The sequence below is a fragment of the Kitasatospora purpeofusca genome (assembly GCF_036010405.1).
GTDB classification, from domain to species: domain Bacteria; phylum Actinomycetota; class Actinomycetes; order Streptomycetales; family Streptomycetaceae; genus Kitasatospora; species Kitasatospora purpeofusca.
On sequence record NZ_CP108561.1, the window covers coordinates 3273749 to 3290536 of the forward strand.

Here is a 16788-nt window from a genome sequence, read left to right on the forward strand (position 1 = left end):
TCTCCCGGCAGCCGCACGAACCGAGAGGGCTGCCATGCCTGCGCATTCCCCGGCCCGCCGGGCACCCGCCCGCGCGCCGCCGACCGCACGACCGAAGGACTCCCCCTTGAGCACCACCCCCGTCGTCTCCGGCCAAGCCCAGGACAGCAGCTACCGGGCTGTCCTGGGCGCCCCGCACGTCGCCCGCCTCCTCTCAGGCACCCTGATCGGACGGCTGCCCACCGGCATGGCCCCGGTCGCGATCCTTCTGCTGGTGCGAGCCGAGCACGGCTCGCTCGCCCTGGCCGGACTACTCGGTGCGCTGTACGGCTTGGCCGCCGCGATCGGCCAGCCGATGCTCGGCCGCCTGGTCGACCGCTGCGGCCAGACCGTGGTCCTCTACACCGCAGCCCCGGCCGCGAGCGCGGCCTTCCTGCTGTTTCCGTGCACCGGCCCGACCCGGCACCCGGTGCTCGGCGCGCTGACCGTCCTGGTGGCCGGCCTCGCGACTCCGCCGCTGGAGGCCGGTCTTCGGGCGCTGTGGCCGCACGTCCTTCCCGACCCTGACCGCCAGCGTGCCGCGCTTGCGCTCGACAGCAGCACGCAGGGCCTGGTGTTCGTGGTCGGCCCACTGCTGGCAACCGGCTTCGCTGCCGGCGCCGGAGCCCCTGCTGCACTGACGGCGACCGCGGCGCTCGGCCTGCTCGGCACCGGCCTGGTGATCACGAGTAAGCCCTCCGCAAGGTGGAGGCCGGACACCACGGCCGAGCGGGCAGACCGTTTGGGGCCGCTTCGGGTGCCGGGTCTGCGGGTCCTGTTCGCCGCTCTCACCGGGACCGGCGTCGCCCTGGGCGCGGTGAACGTGCTCGCCCTCGCCTCTGCCGAGCGCCACCACGCCGGATGGCTGTCCGGGGTGATGCCCGCCGCGCTGTCCGTCGGCAGCATGCTCGGCGGCCTGGCCTACGGCCGCCGCGTCTGGCCCGGCGCCCCGGCCCGGCACCTGGTGGCCGCCTCGATCGGCTTCGCCGCCGGGTGGATGGTGCTGCTGCCCGACCCGGTGCCCGCCATCGCCGCGCTCGGCGCCGTCCTGCCCGGCACCTTCCTCGCCCCGCTGCTGACCGCGAGCTTCCTGACCGTCGACCGCCTCGCTCCCGACGCCGAATCGACCGAGGCGTTCGCCTGGCTCATCGCCTGCATCGGCGTCGGCCAGGCCGCCGGCACCGGCCTCGCTTCCCTCGCCAGCACTGGCGGCCCGCTGCTCGTCGCCCTCGTCCCGCTCGCCGGGGCCAGCGCCGCGCTCTGGCTGCTCCGCCGCTTCAACCACCTGCTCTCCGCCTGACCATCCCGCTCCAGCCGAAAGAACCACCATGAACACCACTACCCCCACAACTCCCCTCCCCACCATGCACGTTGTGTGGGACTGGAACGGCACGGTCAAGGATGACCTCGACGACCACGTCGACGCGCTGAACGCGACGCTTCCCGCCCTCGGCGGTGATCTCGTCGACCGGGATACCTACCGGGCCAAGCACACCGTGCCGATCCCGAACTTCTACGCTCGGCTGCTCGGGCGCGAGATCACCGAGCAGGAGTGGCTGGACAGCGACGGCGCGTTCCTGGAGCACCTTCGCGCGCAGCCCGTCCGGGTCCGCGACGGTGCCGTCGAGCTGATGACGGCGCTGCACGAGGCCGGCCACACGCAGTCGCTGCTGTCCCTCTGCCCGCACGACACCCTGCTGGCCGAGGTGGACGAGGCCGGGATCGGGCACCTCTTCGACCGCATCGACGGACGTACCGGTGCGTCCGGGGGCACGAAGGCGGCCCCGCTGGCCGCCCACCTCGACGCTCTCGGCCTCGCCGACCAGGGCCACCGGGTGCTGCTGGTCGGCGACGCCCTGGACGACGCGGACGCCGCCCACGCCAACGGCGCGCACGCGGTCCTCCACACCGGCGGCCTCCACCACCCCGCCAAGCTCGCCGCCGCCGGCCACCCCCTGGCGGACACCCTCGCTGACGCCGTCGCCCTCGGGTCGCAGCTCATCGCCCGGACCGCCCAACCGGTCTGCTCCTAGCACGAATTGGCAGCCGTACCAAACCGCCGAATCCGCGGATCCTCTTCCCACCCGCACCCCTGGAGCACGCCCTTGACCCGCTGCAGAAGACCCTCTTCGGCTTCCCCCGCGTCCCCTGCCCGCCCGAACCACCTGGATGAACCATGTCCGACGCCACGACCACGGGCTCCCCCGAGCCCGAGCCGATCCGCATCCCCGACGAGGACCTCGACGACCTCGCCAGCACCCTCGCACGGACCATCGCCGAGGTCCGCCAGCACGGCGTCCTCCTCGACCGCCTCGGCGCCGAGCCCGACCCGAGCACCGCCCTCGGCGACGATGAGCCGGAGGCGGGCTCCGCCGAGGCCGAAGCCGACGGACCGGCGTCGGTGTTCATCCTGGCCATGGGCGGCACGGAGTACGCCGCCGAGCTGGCCGCCCTCGGCAACTGGGTTACCCACGTGCTCCTGCCGACCTACGGGCGGGAGATCGGCTCGACCCGGCCCTGGTGCGCGCGCTGGTACGAGCACCAGGAGGCCGTCGCCCGCCTCCACGGGCTCTGGCTCGCGTGGCAACAGCTGACCGACACCGAGGCCGGCCTCACGGGCCCGTCGACCTGGCACCGTGACCATCTCGACCACACGCTCCTCCAGCTCCGTGCCCCGGACGGACCGTTCGCCGCATGCACCACCAGCCCGGCCCGGCCCAACCACCGTGTCCTGGCGTCGCCCGACCAGCTGGGGCTCGCCGCATGAAGGCCACTGACTTCCGGCTCGACGGCCTGGAACCCGCCGACGACTTCAGCGCCGACCTCTACGACTGCACCTGGGTGGGCGACTTCAAGACGCTCTCCCAGCACGACGCGGGCGAGCGCAGCTTCATCATCGCCTTCGACGCCTCGGCGACGTGGGGCTATCCCAACATGCCCAACATCGTCTCCTTCGACATCATCCGTGACAGCAGCCAGGCCGCCTTCGGCATGCGCCGCGCCGAGCACGCCACCTTCGCGTTCGCGCAGAACTGGCTCGTCAACCGCGGCTGCCCGCCGGACGCACTCGCACCGACCATCGTTGCTCCCACCCCTGCCGACGATCTCTCGGTCCGGGTCGAGGACCGCATCCGGCGCTCGGGCGAGCGCCTTGAGGTCGTCGGCTACCAGGTCATCGACGGATCCGATGTCGAGGGCTGGAGCATCGCCGTCGACCGCCAGGACAAGGACCTACCCGTCCGGCTGTTCCTGGAGACGCTCCAGCCTGACCAGTTCACCTACACGGTGCGCGAAGGGGCGTTCGCCGACCACGCCGCCGCCGACAACTGGCTGGAGAAGCGCTCCAGCCCGCTGCCCGAGGCGCCCGAGTACCGCCTCGACGCGGAGGCCCTGCGGACCAGCGCAGCGCTCTCCCGCTCCGCTCCACTCTGCCCGACCGGCCCCGCCCCGGCCGCGCCTGCTACCCCCGTCAACCCCCCGCAGTCCCTCGGAAGGTCACTGTGAGCCGCGCCAAGTTCGCCTTCGCCGCGCACCCCGACGCCATCGCCGACCTGCGCCAACTGCCCGAACCCATAAGGGACCAGGCCCTGCTGCACCTCCAGGACATGGTCCACGGCGAGCGCGTCGCCAGCCGCCTCGACGGACGCCTGGAGGGCTGCCACAAGGTCGTCCTCGGGGCTGGTGGCGACTGGGCCACCCACCGCTTGGTCGTGCAGTTCCGCGAGGCACCGCCCACCTCCAAGCACGCCCGCGAGGTCTACCTCGTCGCCGCCGGCCCGCGCCTCGACTACGCGGTCTACCGCTCAGCCCAGAACCGGCTGGGTCGCACCGGTCTCACCGTCGCGCCCGGCATGAACCCGGCCCAGGAGGCCAGCGTCCGGGCGGCGCAGGAGGCGCGGGTCCAGGCGGCCCGTGCGCGCTCCGCGCGGCCCCCGCAGAACCGCAGCCCCGCTGGCACCGCATACACGACCGCCTCGCCCGGCTTCGCCCCCACCACCTCTGCCCGGAAGGCCCGATGATGACCACCAACAGCACGCCCACCCGCTCCGACCTCGCCGGTTGGCTCACCGACGCCGCCCAGGACGTCGCCGGAATCCTCACCGCCGAGTACTCCACCCCGGCCACCCGCTCCTACCTCCACCCGGTCCTCGGGCCGCTCGCCGCCGGGCCCCGCGTAGTCGAAGAACTGAACTTCCGGTTGGAGGACCTGCTCGACGAACCGCTGCCGGCCACCCCCGTCGGCCTGTTCGCCCTCGCCTCCTACGCCTCCGCCCTAGGCTGGCTGACCGAATCTCTCGCAGAGCTCACGACGGCCGTGGACGCGATCTGCACCCGCGCCGGCATCCCTGCGCTGGAGCCCGGGACGGAGGCCGTCCTCGATCCGAGCGAGGACAACGAGGGTTTCGACTACTCCTTCAGCGCGCTGGAGCTGGCCGCGATCCGCACCGCTGCCGACGCCGCCGGGATGACGCCCAGCGCCTACGTCGAGGTTCTCGCCGACGCCCTGCGGGCCGCCGCCACGATCACCGACGCCTGCATGGAGATCAGCAGTGGCCTGATCGAGGACGCTCAGTACATCGTCGACGAGGCCACCAGCGACGTACGGATCAGCGACGGCCCCGGCAGCCTCCCCACCCTGGTCCGCTCCCTGCTCGCCCGCATGGAGGCGGCCGAGTGAACCCCCACGACCCGCTCAAGAAGCCCGGCGCCCACCTCGTCTTCGACCGGCTCGGTGCCGAAGACCCCCAGGCCCTGGCCGCAGGGCACCTGCACGAGAGCCCGATCGCCCACCTCGCCCAGATGATCGCCACCACCTCCCGCGACGTCGACGACCTCCACCGCGACCTCACCACCCGTGCCCAGCTCGTGATCGAGCGCTTGGAGCCGATCGCCCGCGGTGACCACGCCGCCATGCGCGGCACCAACGGCGTCATCCAATCCACCGGTTTCCAGGTCGAGTTGCTCGCCGCTCGACGAGGCGCGGCCTATCAGCAGCTCACCCGCGCGATTTACGCCTACGAGCGATGCGCCGAAGCCGGACCACCGTCGACGGCGCCAGAACGGAAGCGAGTGCGGGACAACGCACCCGTCACGCCCGGCCAGTCGCCGGCCAACGGATCGACCGATCTCTGTGCAGCAGCCCGCCCCGACCCGGAGGGCTTCGAGCGGGAGGCGCTGCGGGACGTCAATCGCGGCGACCTCTGTCTCAGCACCAGCCCCGTCCACGGCGACAAGTACATCAACTACACCGACGGCGGCGGTGCACCCGTCCACCTCGAAACGGTGGAGAACCTGATCGTTGCCGGCCTGATCGCCACCGACACCAGTACTGCCTCGTATCGGCCGGGCCAACGGCTCTCTCTGACGCAGCGAGGCGAGACAGCACTCGATGCCGCGCATACCTCCGACCGCCGACGGATGCACGCCGCGCTTCTGCGCAGCGCTGCCTCCGACCCGAGTAGCGAGCCCACGCCGGGCACGGCCCCGGGCGTGCTGGCGGCCCCTCCTGCCCGCACCCGTTGACCTGGAGAAACGATCATGCCCATTCAGCCCGCCACTGCCACCATCTCGGGTGCCGATCCGCAGCGCGTCGAAGGCGCCCTGCGCCAGCTCGCCCCGAAGTGGACCACAGGAATCGTCCACACCATCGCCAAGTACGGCCCGGAGATGCGGGTTCGCGACCTCGCGCCGTACTTCCCATCGGTCGGTGCGCCCTTCATGAGCAAGCGGCTGGCCACCATGCACGAGGCCGGCCTTCTCCGGCGGGACGCCGAGTTCGACCGGACCGCGCCCTACCGCCTCAGCCAGCGGGCACTCACCCTCGGCCCCGTGTACCGGTCCCTGGTTCAGTGGTCGTCGGAGCACATCGACCGGAGCCCCCAGGGGCGGTCCGAGCGGATCGAGGGCGCGCTGAGTCGCCTACAGCCGCGCCACACCACCACAGTCGTCCAACTGCTGGCCGAGCACGGCAGCCTGCGCTTCACCCATCTCGCCGAGGCCGCCGACGTCTACGAGGCGCTGCTCGTTCCCCGGCTCGCCCGGCTCCAGGAGGATGGCCTGGTCACGCGGACCGGCACCCGGCACGGCGACCCGTACACCCTGACCGAGGCCGGACAGGCACTCGGGCCGGTCTACGCCTCCGTCCAGCGCTGGGAAGAGCGCCACACGGCTGTACCCACTGCTCCCGTGCCGACCGCTGTTCGCACCCTCCCCGCCCCGGCCCGCGGCAGCGACGGCATCCGCACCGCAGCGGCGCTCCGCCGAAGCGCGGTGCCGGCCGCCCTGTTCAGCCACTCCTCCCAGCCCCAGCCCCGCACCCCTGCTGCCCCGTCCGCCGCCAGCCCTGCCCGCAGGCGGTGAACGCCGTGATCACCAGACGCAGACTCGCCCACCTCCCCTGCCATGGGCCCGGACGCCGGAGCGCCGACTCGTTCGACGGCCGGGCCCGTTCCCCACCAGTGCAAGGAACCACCGGTGCGCTCCACAGTCCCTCTGCTTGTCCAGCCGCTTCGACTTGCCGGTCCCGGCGACCCCCTGCTCGCCGTCACCGCGCTGGCAGACATCCACGGTTGGTCCCGTGACCACGCGCCTGACGGGGCCACCCGTCTCACCAGCCCGTACCGAACCGCCGTCCTCACCGGCGAAGGGCCCACCGGCCAGCCCGGGGCCTGGACCGTACGCGGGTACGCCAGTCCCGGCTCCGAACCCCTGTGGCGGGCCAGCTTCGGCCCCGGCACCCCCGCCGAGATCACCGCCGCGTTCGTCACCGTCCTCGCCGACGGCCTGCGAACCCAGCACCGCGACTACCTGCGCGGAGGCCGGCACTACCATCCCGACACCCCTGCCTCCGTCCTGGCCGACCGCGGCTGGCGACCTGACCAGGCTCCCAAGGGCTTCCACGACCAGGTCGCGCCGGACCACACCGCCGTCTACCGGCACCGCGTCGGATACCAGTCCCACGACGCCGAGGTCGCCGGCCTTGCCCCGCCGTCGTGGAGCATGCTCGCCGGCGATCCGAAACACCCGTCGTGGCGCGCGGACTTCACGATCGGCGTGCCGTTCTACCCGCTCGTGCACGCGGCCCGCGCCTTCAGCGACACGGCGCCCGTGCAGCGGCTCGTCGGCGACATACCGACCCGCCACCTGGCCCTCGTGACCGTACGGCACCCTTCCCGGAGCACCCCCACCCGCCCGATGCCGCCGGCCTGGCCCGGTCCTTCCACACCGCCCGCTTCCCGGCCCGCGCCCGCAGCGCGGCGCCGCTGACCCCAGGGGCCCCGTCCATGCCGAACATCACCGCCCCGGCGCGCGAGTACCAGATCGCGCCCCGCTTCCTCGCCGACTCCACCCACACCGGCGACCCCGGCCTGGTCCCCCTGCTCGACGCGGGCTGGGCCCTGAGCCGCGACGACCTGGGCAACGTCTTCGTCGCCTCGCCCGACCACACCATCCGCACCGGGTTCCTCCCCGAAAGCGAGCGCGGCGACCTGTGGATGATCAACGCCCACCCCGACGCCTTTGCACCGCCCGACTGGCAGGTCACTCTCGACCTGTCCGCCCCACCCGAGATCGTCGGCGAATTCACCACTGCCCTGGCCTCTGCCTACTCTGCGGCGCCGAACTCCGTGCGGGAAGGTGCCGGCGGCGGCTTCGACGTGACGGACCGTCTCCTCGGCGAGAACGGCTGGCGTCTGGAGGCCGAGCGGGCGACGGCCGTCTTCCGCTCGCCCGACGGGCTCGTGGCACTCCACCGGCGGCTCGGCTACCTGGACCCCGAGGCCGAGATGGCCGGCGACACCGAGCGCTGGCTGTTCGAAGTCGGGCCGCCCGGCCACCGCTGGTACGCCACCGCCACCACCAACCTCCCCGACCACCTCCTGGACACCCTCACCACCGCTGTCACCAACCCGGCACCGGTCCAGCGGTACCTGCGCAAGCAGGAACTGGCGAGCCTGCCCTCGCAGGCAACCGCTACGCCGATCGCCCCGAGCCCGCTGGAGGTCGCGCGCATCCGAGCAGCAACCGCCCGCTCCGCCCCCGTACCGAGCGCGAACGCCTCGGTGCTCGCCTACACCACCACAACCCGGCCCGCGGCGCTCCCGGCGCCCGCGCTCGCCGGCCGTGCCCGCTGACCCGGCGCGAGGACCGGGCATGCCCAACACTCCTGAGAAGCCTCGCCAGTACCAGATCGCCCCCCGCTACCTGGCGAACTCAGACTCCGACGGGTCCGAGGCCGTCCAGCCGCTGCTCGCCGCCGGGTGGGCTCAGAGCCGGGACGAGGAGGGGAACACCTTCGTCATCTCAGCGGACCTGCGCGCCCGCCTGGCGCACCTTCCCGAGGGCGACGGCCCGGTGTTGTGGAAGATCAGCGCGGGCCCGGACGCCTTCGCGCCGCCGGAGTGGCTGGTCACCTTCGACTACCAGGCCCCGCCCGAGGTCGTCGCGGACTTCACCACCGCATTCGCCGACGCCTACGCCAGCGGCCCCAGCGCCTACCTCGACCACGGCGGACGAACCGTCGGCGTCGAGACGTGCCTGGGGCTCCTCGCCGGCGAGTGGAGCTTGGATCCGACCACCCCGTTCCTCACCTACCGGTCGCCGGACCGCTTCGTCCGGCTCCACGTCCGGGACAAGCCCCTGGAGCACGGCGCCGAGATGACCGGCACCACCGAACGGTGGCTGTTCGAGGCCGGGGCGCCCGGCCGGGTCTGGTACGCCACGGCCTCCTCCCGCCTGCCCGAGCACCTCCTCCAGGCGCTGACCACCGCCGTCAGCGACCCGGCGCCGGTCCACCGGTCCATGCGGCGCATCGACCTGGAGCACCTCGCCGCCGGGGCCACCGCAACGCCGGCCGCACCGACCCCGCTGGAGTTCGCGCGCATCAGCGCCGCCACCGCCCGCTCGACCTCCGCCTCCTCCACCAGCCGGACCCCACCGACCCCGGCGCCCGCTCCAGTCGGTGCGGGCACCGCCGCAACTCCCCGAAGGAGCCGACCTTGAGCAAGCCCTTGCACGGCCAACCCCTCAGCCCCGCCGAGGCCACCCTCCTGCGCTACCTCACGGAGGGCTACACCATCGCCGAAGTCGCTCGGCGCCAGGGAACCCAGGCCGCGCCCCTTCACAGCAGCGCCGCCAGAGCCCGCCGGAAGCTGGGCGCCCGTACCAACGACCACGCCGTCCAGCTCTACTCCGCGCAGCAGGCCGCCCAGGCCGCCACCTCACTCGCTCCCACCGAGCAAGCCCCACCGGAGAACACCGTGTCCGACCCGACCGCCCTCGACCACGCCGATGCCCTGATCGAGAAAGCCTGGGCCCGGCCGATCGCCGAACTGGAGAAGGCATCGGTCCGCCAGCCCGTCGAGGACCCCCTGCTCCGAGCCGTCATGCACACCAGGAGCCACCTTGCCGTGGTCTCCAACTCCGCCGTCGTGCACCAGGACCGCCTCCACGCGCTGACGCGGCCCGGCCACGTGCCGGCCTTCTACGACCTCGACCGGATCACCTCTGCGGCCAGCTCGCTGCGGACCGCGTACGCCGAGAGCAACACCGCCCTGAGTGCGATCATCCACCTCGTCGAAGCCCGCGAGTACGCGCTCAAGGCCGACGGCGGCCCGGACGCCGAGCGGGTCCGAGCCGCGACCGCCCGCACCGCGCCCTCACGGCCGCTGGGACTGCCCGCCGACCGGCCCGCTCCGCAGGCACCCGCCGCTCGTGCGCCGGCTCCCGCGGCTCACCGTTAGGACCCGAGGTCAGTCCTCGGCTCGGTCGCGGTGGGTGCCAGGGTCGGCGACACCCACCGCGCGAGCCAGCTCCTCCACCGTCAGCTCGACCCGCTGGCCGTCCCGCAGCCGGGCTCGGACCACCTGGTCGTTCGACCGCCCGGCCCGGTCCGCCGTGGGCACGGCCCACTGGCCGTCAGCGATCATCACGAGGTCGCCCATCGTCCACGGCCGTCCCGCGCTGCGGATCTTGCTCTCCAGTGCCGCCATGTCGCGGCCTCTGCTCGGCTCCACTGCCGTCCTCCCCCTCTGGGCCCGTGTACGGCCGCGCGCCGTAACTCTCCTTCAGCACCCGGCACCGGCGATCCATTCCCGCCGGTTCGCCCACGGCAGACCGAACTGATCCCGGAAATGACTACGGACTTCGGCATGGCGCATGTCAAAGTTCTCATGTCGCCGAAACCGCAGGTCAACGAAGGGACCAGCCCCCGTGAACGCGCCCAGCAGCCTCCTGCCCGCCACCGTCCGCCCCGCCGTCGAGGACCGTTCCTGGCTCGCCTCCGACCACTGCGCGGAGCCCGTGCTCGCGCTTCTCGTCGGGCTCGGCTGGCCGACCGTCGACACCCCGGAGGCGAACGTGCACTGCACCAGCCCGGACGGGCGCGTCTACGTCGGCTGGCTGCCCGAAGACCCGGGTGCCTGGCAGCGGGGCATCGTCTGGCGCGTCCAGGTCCGCCCGGCCGACGCCGAGCCGTGGACCCAGGAGTTCGGCATCCATACCCCGGCCGAGGCCGTCGCCGGGTTCCTCGCCGCACTCATCGCCACCCACGCCCGCTGACCTCCCCCACTCGTATCGTCCAACCAGCCCCAGGAGAAGCCGCGTTGACCTTCGTTCGAAGCATCGAGTCCGCTCTCACCGACGAACTGCCCGCCAGCGAGAGCCCGGTCGCCGGACGCGCGATCTACCAGACTCTCCGGCAGCGCGGCCTCGCCTTCGAGCCTGTCCACACCGGTGGCGGCTACTTCGCCCTGTCCCTGCTCGTACCCGGCGGCGAACTCCTGATCACCGACGACGACGGCCAGATCGCGCGCCCCGCCGAGGACCACCACGCCTGGCTCGCCTGCTTCTACCCGGCGGCGACATCGCCCTTCGACCCCGACGAGGACGACGTCGTAGACGTCTACTTCGGCGACGGCAGCCTCTCCTTCGAGGACGACCGCAGGGCATGCGCCGACTCGGTCGCCCGCTGGCTCGCCGACCACCAGGCCAGCGCCACGTCCGGGCCGCTCGCCGTCGGTCTCGACACCACGGCCGACGTCACCAGCGCCTCCCTCGTCCTGGCCAGCTGAGCCACACCACCAGCAAGACACCGCACTGCCCGGATGCCCGGCCCACGCCGGGCATCCGCCCAGCCGCCGGATCCTCCCTCGGCCGTCACCAGCAGCTCCCGTCTTCGGGCATACCGCAACCACCGAAAGGGCCTCCGCGTGAAGCTCAGCATCGACGTCACCCGAATCCCCGCACCGGCCATCGCCGCGCTCGGCACGCTCAATGCCTTCTCTGTCCAGCCGGACTCCACCGCGTTCATCCTCAGCCTTGCCCTGACCACGAGCGGTCTGCTGCTGACCTTCGACGACGTCCACGAGCTGGGCCTGCGGCGCGACCGGAAGGTCGTCGCGCACCTCGCCAAGGCCTCCGACGGTGCCCGCGTCCGCCAGATCGGAAACGCGCTGAACCTGCCCGACCGCACGGTCGCCAGATCGCTCAACCGCCTGACCGCCGACGGCCTCGTGGTCCAGGAGGCCGAGGGCGAGTCCCTGCCGATGCGCTCCTACCGGCTCGCCGACTGAATCACTGACCAGGACCGCCCCGGTCCCACGGCCCACGGAGAGACCACCAACTGCCAAGGAGCGAGCAACGCACACCCACCACGCCGACTTCCACCCGGTGGTGGTCACCGCGACCACCGAGCACCCCGCGAGCCGCCTCATCATCCCCAGCGACAGCCTGCGGATCGTCCGGGCCGACCAGGTCCGCGCCGGAAACCTGATCGTCTCCGCCTTCGACCCCGCCGAGCCCGCACGGCTTCCACGGAGCAGCTACTTCGCCTCCGGCCCCTACCGTGCCCGGCCAAGCCCGTACGACCCGACGTGCGGCTGCGGCGTCTGCGGTCTCCCCGAGGTCCACGGCCCGGACGGCACCGTCGTCCTCACCACCGGCCACCCGTGGGACACCTGCGACCCGTGGCCCGCCGACGACCTCGTCCTGATCCAGCCCCGCCGCCGTCTGGCTGCTGCCCACCGAACCGCACCACCGACCGAGATGACCTGATGGCCGCCCACCGCGCACCGCTGACCAACCACCACCCCGACAACTCCGTCTGCCCGCCGGAGCACAGGCACACCAGCTCGGGCAAGCCGCTGCATCCCGACTGCCCCGGCCGCAGCTACTCCCAGGCCATCTGCACGTGCGGCGCCTGGGAGTTCAAGGGCTCCGCCAAGGGCTACGTCAACGAATCCCGCAAGCGGCACCTCGCCACCCACACCCCGCCCGCCCCGACCGGACCGGCCGTCCTGCGCGGCCTGCTCCGGCTCGACCTCCCGTGACCGCCACCGGCTCACCCACGCCCACCGTCGCCCCTCGATCTGCCTGGAGACCCGCCGTGCCCCAGTACTTCACCGTCCGCGACCTGCTCGCCCAGCTCCAGAACCTCGACCCGAACCTGCGGATCCGCCTCGCCGTGAACCCCGACTTCCCGTTCGCCCACTACGTCGGCACCGACGTCGTCGTCCACGACGGCATCGCCTACATCGGCGAGGACGGCCAGGACGGCTACCTCCCGCACGCCGTCAGCAACCACCTCGCCTGGGCCTGACCACCCCCGACCAGCACCGAGCCAGGAGGACCGCATCACCTCTCGCAACGTCCCCAGAACCGCCCACCCGCTCGACAGTCTCGCCCTTCGGCCGATGCCGGCCGGAGTCCGCGGTGCCCTCGTCCGCAGCGCACCCACCAACCCCAGCCACCCGGTCGGCGTCCTGTGGCTGCCCGCCGATGCTCCCCGTCTTCCCCTCGGCCGGATCAGCCTGCGGTGGGAGGAGGCCAGCTGCGCGGGCTGGGACGTCACCGCCCGCCTCGGCCTGGCTACCACCGAGGTCCACCTCGGCTCCTGGCACGCCGCCCCCGACGACTGGCCGCACCTCGTTCGCCCCACCGTCCGCGAGGTCACCGGCCTGTGCTCGGCCCTCGCCGTCGCCACCGCCGCTCTCAACCTCTCCAACCGGCTCGCCGAACTCTGACCGGCCCCCGTAGCAGGCCGCCCCGCCACCGGCAGGGCGGCCTTGCCGTACGCCCGCCCATCCCGCGTACCCTCGTCACCGGAACACCGAGGAGGAACACCATGGCCGACGACCAGCAGCTCTGGGGCTACGCCGAGGTCGCCGCGCACCTCGGGATCAGTGTCGGAGCCGCCCGCAGCCGCAAGAGCCGAGGGGCCCTGCCCTCACCCGACGACGAGAGCATCCCGGACCGCCCGCGCTGGAAGCCCGCGACCTTCGCCGCCTGGAAACCGCGGGGCCAGGGCTACCGCAGCGACCTGACCGCCGAGACCGCCGACCCGGCTGCCAGCTAACCCGTCAAGCTCTACGCTCTCCACCCATGAGCGCCTCTTCGATGCCCTCCCCGCCGTTCCCGTCTCCGGACTCCGCCGTGCTGCAGCTGGTCGTCGCCAACGCGGTCGCCTCGGTGCAGACGGGCGAGGCCACCATCGAGGAGGCGATCCTGCACGCCGCCGTGCACGGCTGGTACGAAGGCCACATCCAGGGAGAGGACGAGTGCCCCGGCTGTGACTTCCGGGGAGAACTGCCCAAGTCGACCCACCGCAGCTGACAACGGCTGCGGCCCGGTCTGGAAGGACCACTCAGCCTCATGACCGACCGCCCGTCCCGACCTCGGCCGTACGCCCTTGTGGCGTACGGCCTCCTCGCCGTTCTGGGTTCAGCCACCGCGATCGTCGCGGCGCTCTCCGCCTCCTACGCGATGTGCGCCCTCGGCCTGGCCGTCCTGGGCGGAGCCGCCCTCGCCGCGTACTGGACTGCGCAAGCAGGTGACGCCAGGACCGACCAGCTCGTCCTCGAGCGGCTCCGACGGGAGCCCGCCCTCGATGCCGACGCTCTGGCCGTCGAGCTTGCCCTGCGCCCGGCCGCCGTCCGGCTCAGCTTCCACCGGCTGAGCCGAAACGGCAGCCTGCCCATGTCCGGCAGCACGCCCGACATCGAGCGCTGATCGCCTCCGCTGCGAAAGGGGACCGCCACCGGCCTGGTGGCGGTCCCCTTCGCTCTGCCCTACTCGACGTAGAGCCCTGCAAACGTGCCGTCGAACCCGAGGGCGATCTGACCCTGGGCGAGGGTGGGGTAGTACGTCCAGCTCGGGTCCGTGAGCATCGCGTCGAAGTCCTTGCGGGTGATCTCGGGTTCCAGCCACTGGTGGCCGCAGCGGCAGCGGACCCAGACGTTGCGGCGGTGGTTGATGAGCAGCCAGTCGCGCCGAGCCCGGCAGCCGGAGCAGACCACCGGCATGCCGCGCAGGGCCAGCTCGTGGGGGCACTGCGCTCCGCGGATCGCGTCTGGCCCGCTGGGCGGCTCTGTCTCGTACTCCAGTTGAAGCAGGGGGTCGCTGGCCGCCGGCTGAACGACGGTCGCGGCCGGGACGGTGCTGGCGGGCTGTTCGGCGGTTCTGGGCACGGGCTGGCTCTCCGTTCGCAGTACAGGTTCTTCCCTAACACCCGGTGGAAGTGGGTGTCGAGGGGTTTCTGGGTGCCGGCCCGGCGGACGGAGGGTGTCCGCCGGGCGAGCTGGTCAGCGCCGGGGGGCCGGACGTCGGGGGTCAGCGGCCGGGCGGGCGGGTGCAGGCTTAGCCGCGCGGGTGTTCGAGCGGCCGGCTACCGGCCTTTCCTGGCTGGCACCGGTCTTCGGCTTGTCGGAGGAGCTGGGGATCGAGGGCAGGTCGGCGATGCGTCGGATTCGCCAGACCAGCACGTCGTCGGTGTTGCGAGCGGTGTCGAGTTCCCGCCATGAGGTGGCTTCCTCCAGCAGGGCCTTCGGATCGTGGCCGGCCTTCTCTGCTTCGGCGAGGGTGGCGGCAAGAGCGTCGTACCGGCGGTCTGTGCCAGTGCGACTCTCCGGTTCGCCAAGGGCGGCTCGGATGGTGGCTTCGTGACGACGCCGTTCGGGCTCGGGCAATGCCTGGCCCTTCTCGCGCATCGCCCGCATGGGGGTGGTGGCGGTCTGCTGGTAGGCGGCGCGGAGGTGGTCGGCTGCCTGGCTGGAGGCTGCTGCCTGCTGGGCGTGTCCTCGGGCGGAGTGCCAGCGGGCAGCGGCCAGCGTGAGCAGGACGAGGGTGGAGAGCACCATGGCGGTGGCACCGCCGTCCTCTCCACGACCAAGCGCCCCGCCGGCGTGGACTATTCCGCGGGCGGCCGAGCGCAGGGCACGGATGTCGGCGTTCTCCGCTCGGACGTGGGAGCGGGTGGCTCGCTCGAACGTCCGGGCGGCGTCCCGCAGTGCGGCGCGGCTGGCGGCCGGGGAGGTCTGGGCGAGTGCGTCGAGGAGTTCTCCGGCGCCGACGAGCTGGGCGGCGGCCTCGTCGTCGTCTTCGTTGAGGACGGCCGTGGCGCGCTCGGCGATGCCGGCGGCGTCCCGCCTGCTCCGGGCGGGTGCTGACGGGCCGTTGCGGCTGGTGCCGGAGCGCGGCGGCTCGCCGTGGGTGGGGCCGTCGGTCAGGCGGCGGCGGATCCGCGGGAGCGAGAGGTCGGGGCCGAGCTTGGACCCGGAGAACCAGATGGGCTCCTTGCTGGCGTTCCGGTCTCCGGGGAGGGCGACGTTGTAGCCGAGGACGTCGCCGGAGGGAGCATGTCGGAGCTTCACGCGAAGGCCCGCCTCGCGCAGTCGGGTGAAGAACTCATCCTCGGTGGCGGCTCCGGCGACGGCCTGGCGTACGGCTTCGCGGAGGGTTTCGCGAGGGGTCTCGGTGCGGCCGGTGCGCTCGGCCTTCCATCGTTCCTGGCTGGTGGGGGTCTGGGCGGCGGTGCCGTCGCCAGGGGTGAGCTGACGCAGGCCGTAGTCCTTCTCTATAAGGCGGGCCTCGGCCTGAGCTTTGGGCCGGTCGAAGCTGAGGTTTGCGAGGCGGCCGTCCTGGCGCACCAGGGTGGCGGCGATGTGGATGTGGTCGGGTGCATGGCGGACAGCGACCCAGCGGCACGCGGCGGTGTCGCCTTCTGGGGCGATGCCGGTGGCGTGGACGATGCGGCGGGCGATGGCAGCCCACTCGGCGTCGTCGAGGTGGCGGTCCTCGGGGGCGGTGCGGAGGGAGCAGTGCCAGATCTTCTTGGCTGGTGCGCGGTCGCCGAGGGCCTTCACCGGCTGGTCGAGCTGATCGGCGAGTTTGGCGACCTGGTGTCGTTCGGGGTTGGGGCCCGGGTCAGGTGCGAAGTCGTTCCAGGAGGCGACGAGGTGCTGATCGGTGTGCTCGTTGGCCTTGCCGGGGCCGAAGAGGTAGTTGACGAGGGGGAAACTGCGGTCGGTGCCGATGCGGATCTTGGGGATCACCGGCGGACCATCCAGGCCACCGCCTCGTCGACTGCGTCGATGGAGGCTCCGACGCGGGCCAGCAGCTGCCGAAGGCCGGCACCCGGCTGGCCGCCGGCGTTGACGTAGTGGGCGAGTTGGTTCAGGTTGTTGCCGACCGCGCCGAGCTGGCGGTTGGACTCCATGAGTTCCTGGATGCCGCGCCGGTAGTCGGCGACGGCGGCGGTCGGGTCGTTGCTGGTGGCGGCGGCGATGACGGCGGCGGCCGTGTAGCCGCCGGGGGCGAGTTCGGCTTGCTGGGCTGCTTGCTGAAGGAGCGCCCACTCGGCGTCGCTGAATCGGGGGCAGACACGGTTGGTGCGCGGCACGCTCTGGCGAGAGCGTCGGCGGGCGGTCTCGGAGCTCGCTACGTGCAGCGGTTCCTCCTCCTCTGTGGTCGGCACCCCTGGGCCGACTCCCCGCTCGG

General features: G+C 72.6%; 26 protein-coding genes. 22 read left to right on the top strand and 4 right to left on the bottom strand.

Annotated elements, in window-relative coordinates:
• Positions 1–106: 106 nt before the first annotated feature.
• From OG715_RS14170 to OG715_RS14225, 12 genes are all read left to right on the top strand, one after another.
• The gene (locus OG715_RS14170; protein WP_266269077.1) at positions 107–1318 is read left to right on the top strand and encodes an MFS transporter; all 1212 of its coding nucleotides are present in this window, start codon (positions 107–109) and stop codon (positions 1316–1318) included.
• A 28-nt stretch (positions 1319–1346) separates the two neighbouring features.
• On the top strand, positions 1347–2051 hold the full coding sequence (locus OG715_RS14175) for an HAD family hydrolase (protein WP_266269078.1): 705 nt from the start codon (positions 1347–1349) through the stop codon (positions 2049–2051).
• A gap of 143 nt (positions 2052–2194) precedes the next feature.
• Complete coding sequence (locus OG715_RS14180) at positions 2195–2785, top strand: DUF4913 domain-containing protein (RefSeq protein ID WP_266269079.1); 591 nt, start codon at positions 2195–2197, stop codon at positions 2783–2785.
• Complete coding sequence (locus OG715_RS14185; RefSeq protein WP_266269080.1) at positions 2782–3522, top strand: glycosyl hydrolase; 741 nt, start codon at positions 2782–2784, stop codon at positions 3520–3522. The genes OG715_RS14180 and OG715_RS14185 overlap by 4 nt, the downstream gene beginning before the upstream one ends.
• Positions 3519–4037: a hypothetical protein gene (locus OG715_RS14190; protein ID WP_266269082.1), complete on the top strand. Its 519-nt coding sequence runs from the start codon at positions 3519–3521 to the stop codon at positions 4035–4037. Before OG715_RS14185 ends, OG715_RS14190 begins: the two co-directional genes overlap by 4 nt.
• Positions 4037–4696: a hypothetical protein gene (locus OG715_RS14195; protein ID WP_266271672.1), complete on the top strand. Its 660-nt coding sequence runs from the start codon at positions 4037–4039 to the stop codon at positions 4694–4696. Before OG715_RS14190 ends, OG715_RS14195 begins: the two co-directional genes overlap by 1 nt.
• Complete coding sequence (locus OG715_RS14200) at positions 4693–5541, top strand: hypothetical protein (RefSeq protein WP_266269083.1); 849 nt, start codon at positions 4693–4695, stop codon at positions 5539–5541. Before OG715_RS14195 ends, OG715_RS14200 begins: the two co-directional genes overlap by 4 nt.
• Positions 5542–5556: 15 nt before the next feature.
• On the top strand, positions 5557–6378 hold the full coding sequence (locus tag OG715_RS14205) for a winged helix-turn-helix transcriptional regulator (protein WP_266269084.1): 822 nt from the start codon (positions 5557–5559) through the stop codon (positions 6376–6378).
• Between the two features lie 114 nt (positions 6379–6492).
• Entirely contained in the window at positions 6493–7284 is a 792-nt protein-coding gene (locus OG715_RS14210; protein WP_266269086.1) for a DUF317 domain-containing protein, read from the top strand.
• A 17-nt stretch (positions 7285–7301) separates the two neighbouring features.
• Positions 7302–8150, top strand: coding sequence for a DUF317 domain-containing protein (locus tag OG715_RS14215; protein WP_266269087.1), 849 nt, complete (start codon positions 7302–7304; stop codon positions 8148–8150).
• Positions 8151–8169: 19 nt separating this feature from the next.
• Positions 8170–9018, top strand: a complete 849-nt coding sequence (locus OG715_RS14220; protein ID WP_266269088.1) for a DUF317 domain-containing protein — start codon at positions 8170–8172, stop codon at positions 9016–9018.
• Positions 9015–9758, top strand: a complete 744-nt coding sequence (locus tag OG715_RS14225; protein ID WP_266269090.1) for a helix-turn-helix domain-containing protein — start codon at positions 9015–9017, stop codon at positions 9756–9758. Before OG715_RS14220 ends, OG715_RS14225 begins: the two co-directional genes overlap by 4 nt.
• Positions 9759–9767: 9 nt before the next feature.
• On the opposite strand, the gene OG715_RS14230 is transcribed toward OG715_RS14225, so the two are convergent.
• A complete protein-coding gene (locus OG715_RS14230) occupies positions 9768–10031 on the bottom strand; it encodes a hypothetical protein (protein ID WP_266269091.1) in 264 nt (87 codons plus the stop codon).
• Between the two features lie 196 nt (positions 10032–10227).
• Here OG715_RS14230 and OG715_RS14235 point away from each other — a divergent pair, with 196 nt between their 5' ends.
• The 10 genes from OG715_RS14235 to OG715_RS14280 all read left to right on the top strand — a co-directional run bounded on the left by OG715_RS14235 (position 10228) and on the right by OG715_RS14280 (position 14022).
• Positions 10228–10575 (top strand): DUF317 domain-containing protein, encoded by a 348-nt coding sequence (locus OG715_RS14235; protein WP_266269093.1) that lies wholly within the window; start codon positions 10228–10230, stop codon positions 10573–10575.
• Between the two features lie 44 nt (positions 10576–10619).
• On the top strand, positions 10620–11087 hold the full coding sequence (locus OG715_RS14240) for a hypothetical protein (RefSeq protein WP_266269094.1): 468 nt from the start codon (positions 10620–10622) through the stop codon (positions 11085–11087).
• 138 nt (positions 11088–11225) lie between these two features.
• The gene (locus OG715_RS14245) at positions 11226–11588 is read left to right on the top strand and encodes a hypothetical protein (RefSeq protein ID WP_266269096.1); all 363 of its coding nucleotides are present in this window, start codon (positions 11226–11228) and stop codon (positions 11586–11588) included.
• Between the two features lie 97 nt (positions 11589–11685).
• Entirely contained in the window at positions 11686–12069 is a 384-nt protein-coding gene (locus tag OG715_RS14250) for a hypothetical protein (protein WP_266269097.1), read from the top strand.
• Positions 12069–12344, top strand: a complete 276-nt coding sequence (locus tag OG715_RS14255) for a hypothetical protein (protein WP_266269098.1) — start codon at positions 12069–12071, stop codon at positions 12342–12344. The genes OG715_RS14250 and OG715_RS14255 overlap by 1 nt, the downstream gene beginning before the upstream one ends.
• A gap of 56 nt (positions 12345–12400) precedes the next feature.
• Positions 12401–12613, top strand: a complete 213-nt coding sequence (locus OG715_RS14260) for a hypothetical protein (protein ID WP_035800215.1) — start codon at positions 12401–12403, stop codon at positions 12611–12613.
• Between the two features lie 94 nt (positions 12614–12707).
• Entirely contained in the window at positions 12708–13037 is a 330-nt protein-coding gene (locus tag OG715_RS14265) for an esterase (RefSeq protein ID WP_266269099.1), read from the top strand.
• A 101-nt stretch (positions 13038–13138) separates the two neighbouring features.
• The gene (locus OG715_RS14270) at positions 13139–13369 is read left to right on the top strand and encodes a MarR family transcriptional regulator (RefSeq protein WP_266269100.1); all 231 of its coding nucleotides are present in this window, start codon (positions 13139–13141) and stop codon (positions 13367–13369) included.
• Positions 13370–13395: 26 nt separating this feature from the next.
• On the top strand, positions 13396–13626 hold the full coding sequence (locus tag OG715_RS14275; protein WP_266269101.1) for a hypothetical protein: 231 nt from the start codon (positions 13396–13398) through the stop codon (positions 13624–13626).
• A gap of 39 nt (positions 13627–13665) precedes the next feature.
• Complete coding sequence (locus OG715_RS14280; protein WP_266269102.1) at positions 13666–14022, top strand: hypothetical protein; 357 nt, start codon at positions 13666–13668, stop codon at positions 14020–14022.
• Positions 14023–14081: 59 nt separating this feature from the next.
• On the opposite strand, the gene OG715_RS14285 is transcribed toward OG715_RS14280, so the two are convergent.
• The 3 genes from OG715_RS14285 to OG715_RS14295 all read right to left on the bottom strand — a co-directional run bounded on the left by OG715_RS14285 (position 14082) and on the right by OG715_RS14295 (position 16765).
• Complete coding sequence (locus OG715_RS14285) at positions 14082–14480, bottom strand: hypothetical protein (protein WP_266269103.1); 399 nt, start codon at positions 14478–14480, stop codon at positions 14082–14084.
• A 114-nt stretch (positions 14481–14594) separates the two neighbouring features.
• Positions 14595–16343, bottom strand: a complete 1749-nt coding sequence (locus OG715_RS14290; protein WP_266269104.1) for a relaxase/mobilization nuclease domain-containing protein — start codon at positions 16341–16343, stop codon at positions 14595–14597.
• Positions 16340–16765, bottom strand: a complete 426-nt coding sequence (locus OG715_RS14295) for a MobC family plasmid mobilization relaxosome protein (protein ID WP_266269106.1) — start codon at positions 16763–16765, stop codon at positions 16340–16342. Before OG715_RS14295 ends, OG715_RS14290 begins: the two co-directional genes overlap by 4 nt.
• Between the last annotated feature and the right edge of the window lie 23 nt (positions 16766–16788).

What these genes read in the sequence shown, in the direction of transcription:
- OG715_RS14180 (WP_266269079.1), top strand. Translation starts at nt 2,195, where the DNA reads ATGTCCGACGCCACGACCACGGGCTCCCCCGAGCCCGAGCCGATCCGC.
- OG715_RS14270 (WP_266269100.1), top strand. Translation starts at nt 13,139, where the DNA reads ATGGCCGACGACCAGCAGCTCTGGGGCTACGCCGAGGTCGCCGCGCAC.
- OG715_RS14280 (WP_266269102.1), top strand. Translation starts at nt 13,666, where the DNA reads ATGACCGACCGCCCGTCCCGACCTCGGCCGTACGCCCTTGTGGCGTAC.
- OG715_RS14195 (WP_266271672.1), top strand. Translation starts at nt 4,037, where the DNA reads ATGACCACCAACAGCACGCCCACCCGCTCCGACCTCGCCGGTTGGCTC.
- OG715_RS14205 (WP_266269084.1), top strand. Translation starts at nt 5,557, where the DNA reads ATGCCCATTCAGCCCGCCACTGCCACCATCTCGGGTGCCGATCCGCAG.
- OG715_RS14185 (WP_266269080.1), top strand. Translation starts at nt 2,782, where the DNA reads ATGAAGGCCACTGACTTCCGGCTCGACGGCCTGGAACCCGCCGACGAC.
- OG715_RS14215 (WP_266269087.1), top strand. Translation starts at nt 7,302, where the DNA reads ATGCCGAACATCACCGCCCCGGCGCGCGAGTACCAGATCGCGCCCCGC.
- OG715_RS14255 (WP_266269098.1), top strand. Translation starts at nt 12,069, where the DNA reads ATGGCCGCCCACCGCGCACCGCTGACCAACCACCACCCCGACAACTCC.
- OG715_RS14275 (WP_266269101.1), top strand. Translation starts at nt 13,396, where the DNA reads ATGAGCGCCTCTTCGATGCCCTCCCCGCCGTTCCCGTCTCCGGACTCC.
- OG715_RS14220 (WP_266269088.1), top strand. Translation starts at nt 8,170, where the DNA reads ATGCCCAACACTCCTGAGAAGCCTCGCCAGTACCAGATCGCCCCCCGC.
- OG715_RS14265 (WP_266269099.1), top strand. Translation starts at nt 12,708, where the DNA reads ATGCCGGCCGGAGTCCGCGGTGCCCTCGTCCGCAGCGCACCCACCAAC.
- OG715_RS14175 (WP_266269078.1), top strand. Translation starts at nt 1,347, where the DNA reads ATGAACACCACTACCCCCACAACTCCCCTCCCCACCATGCACGTTGTG.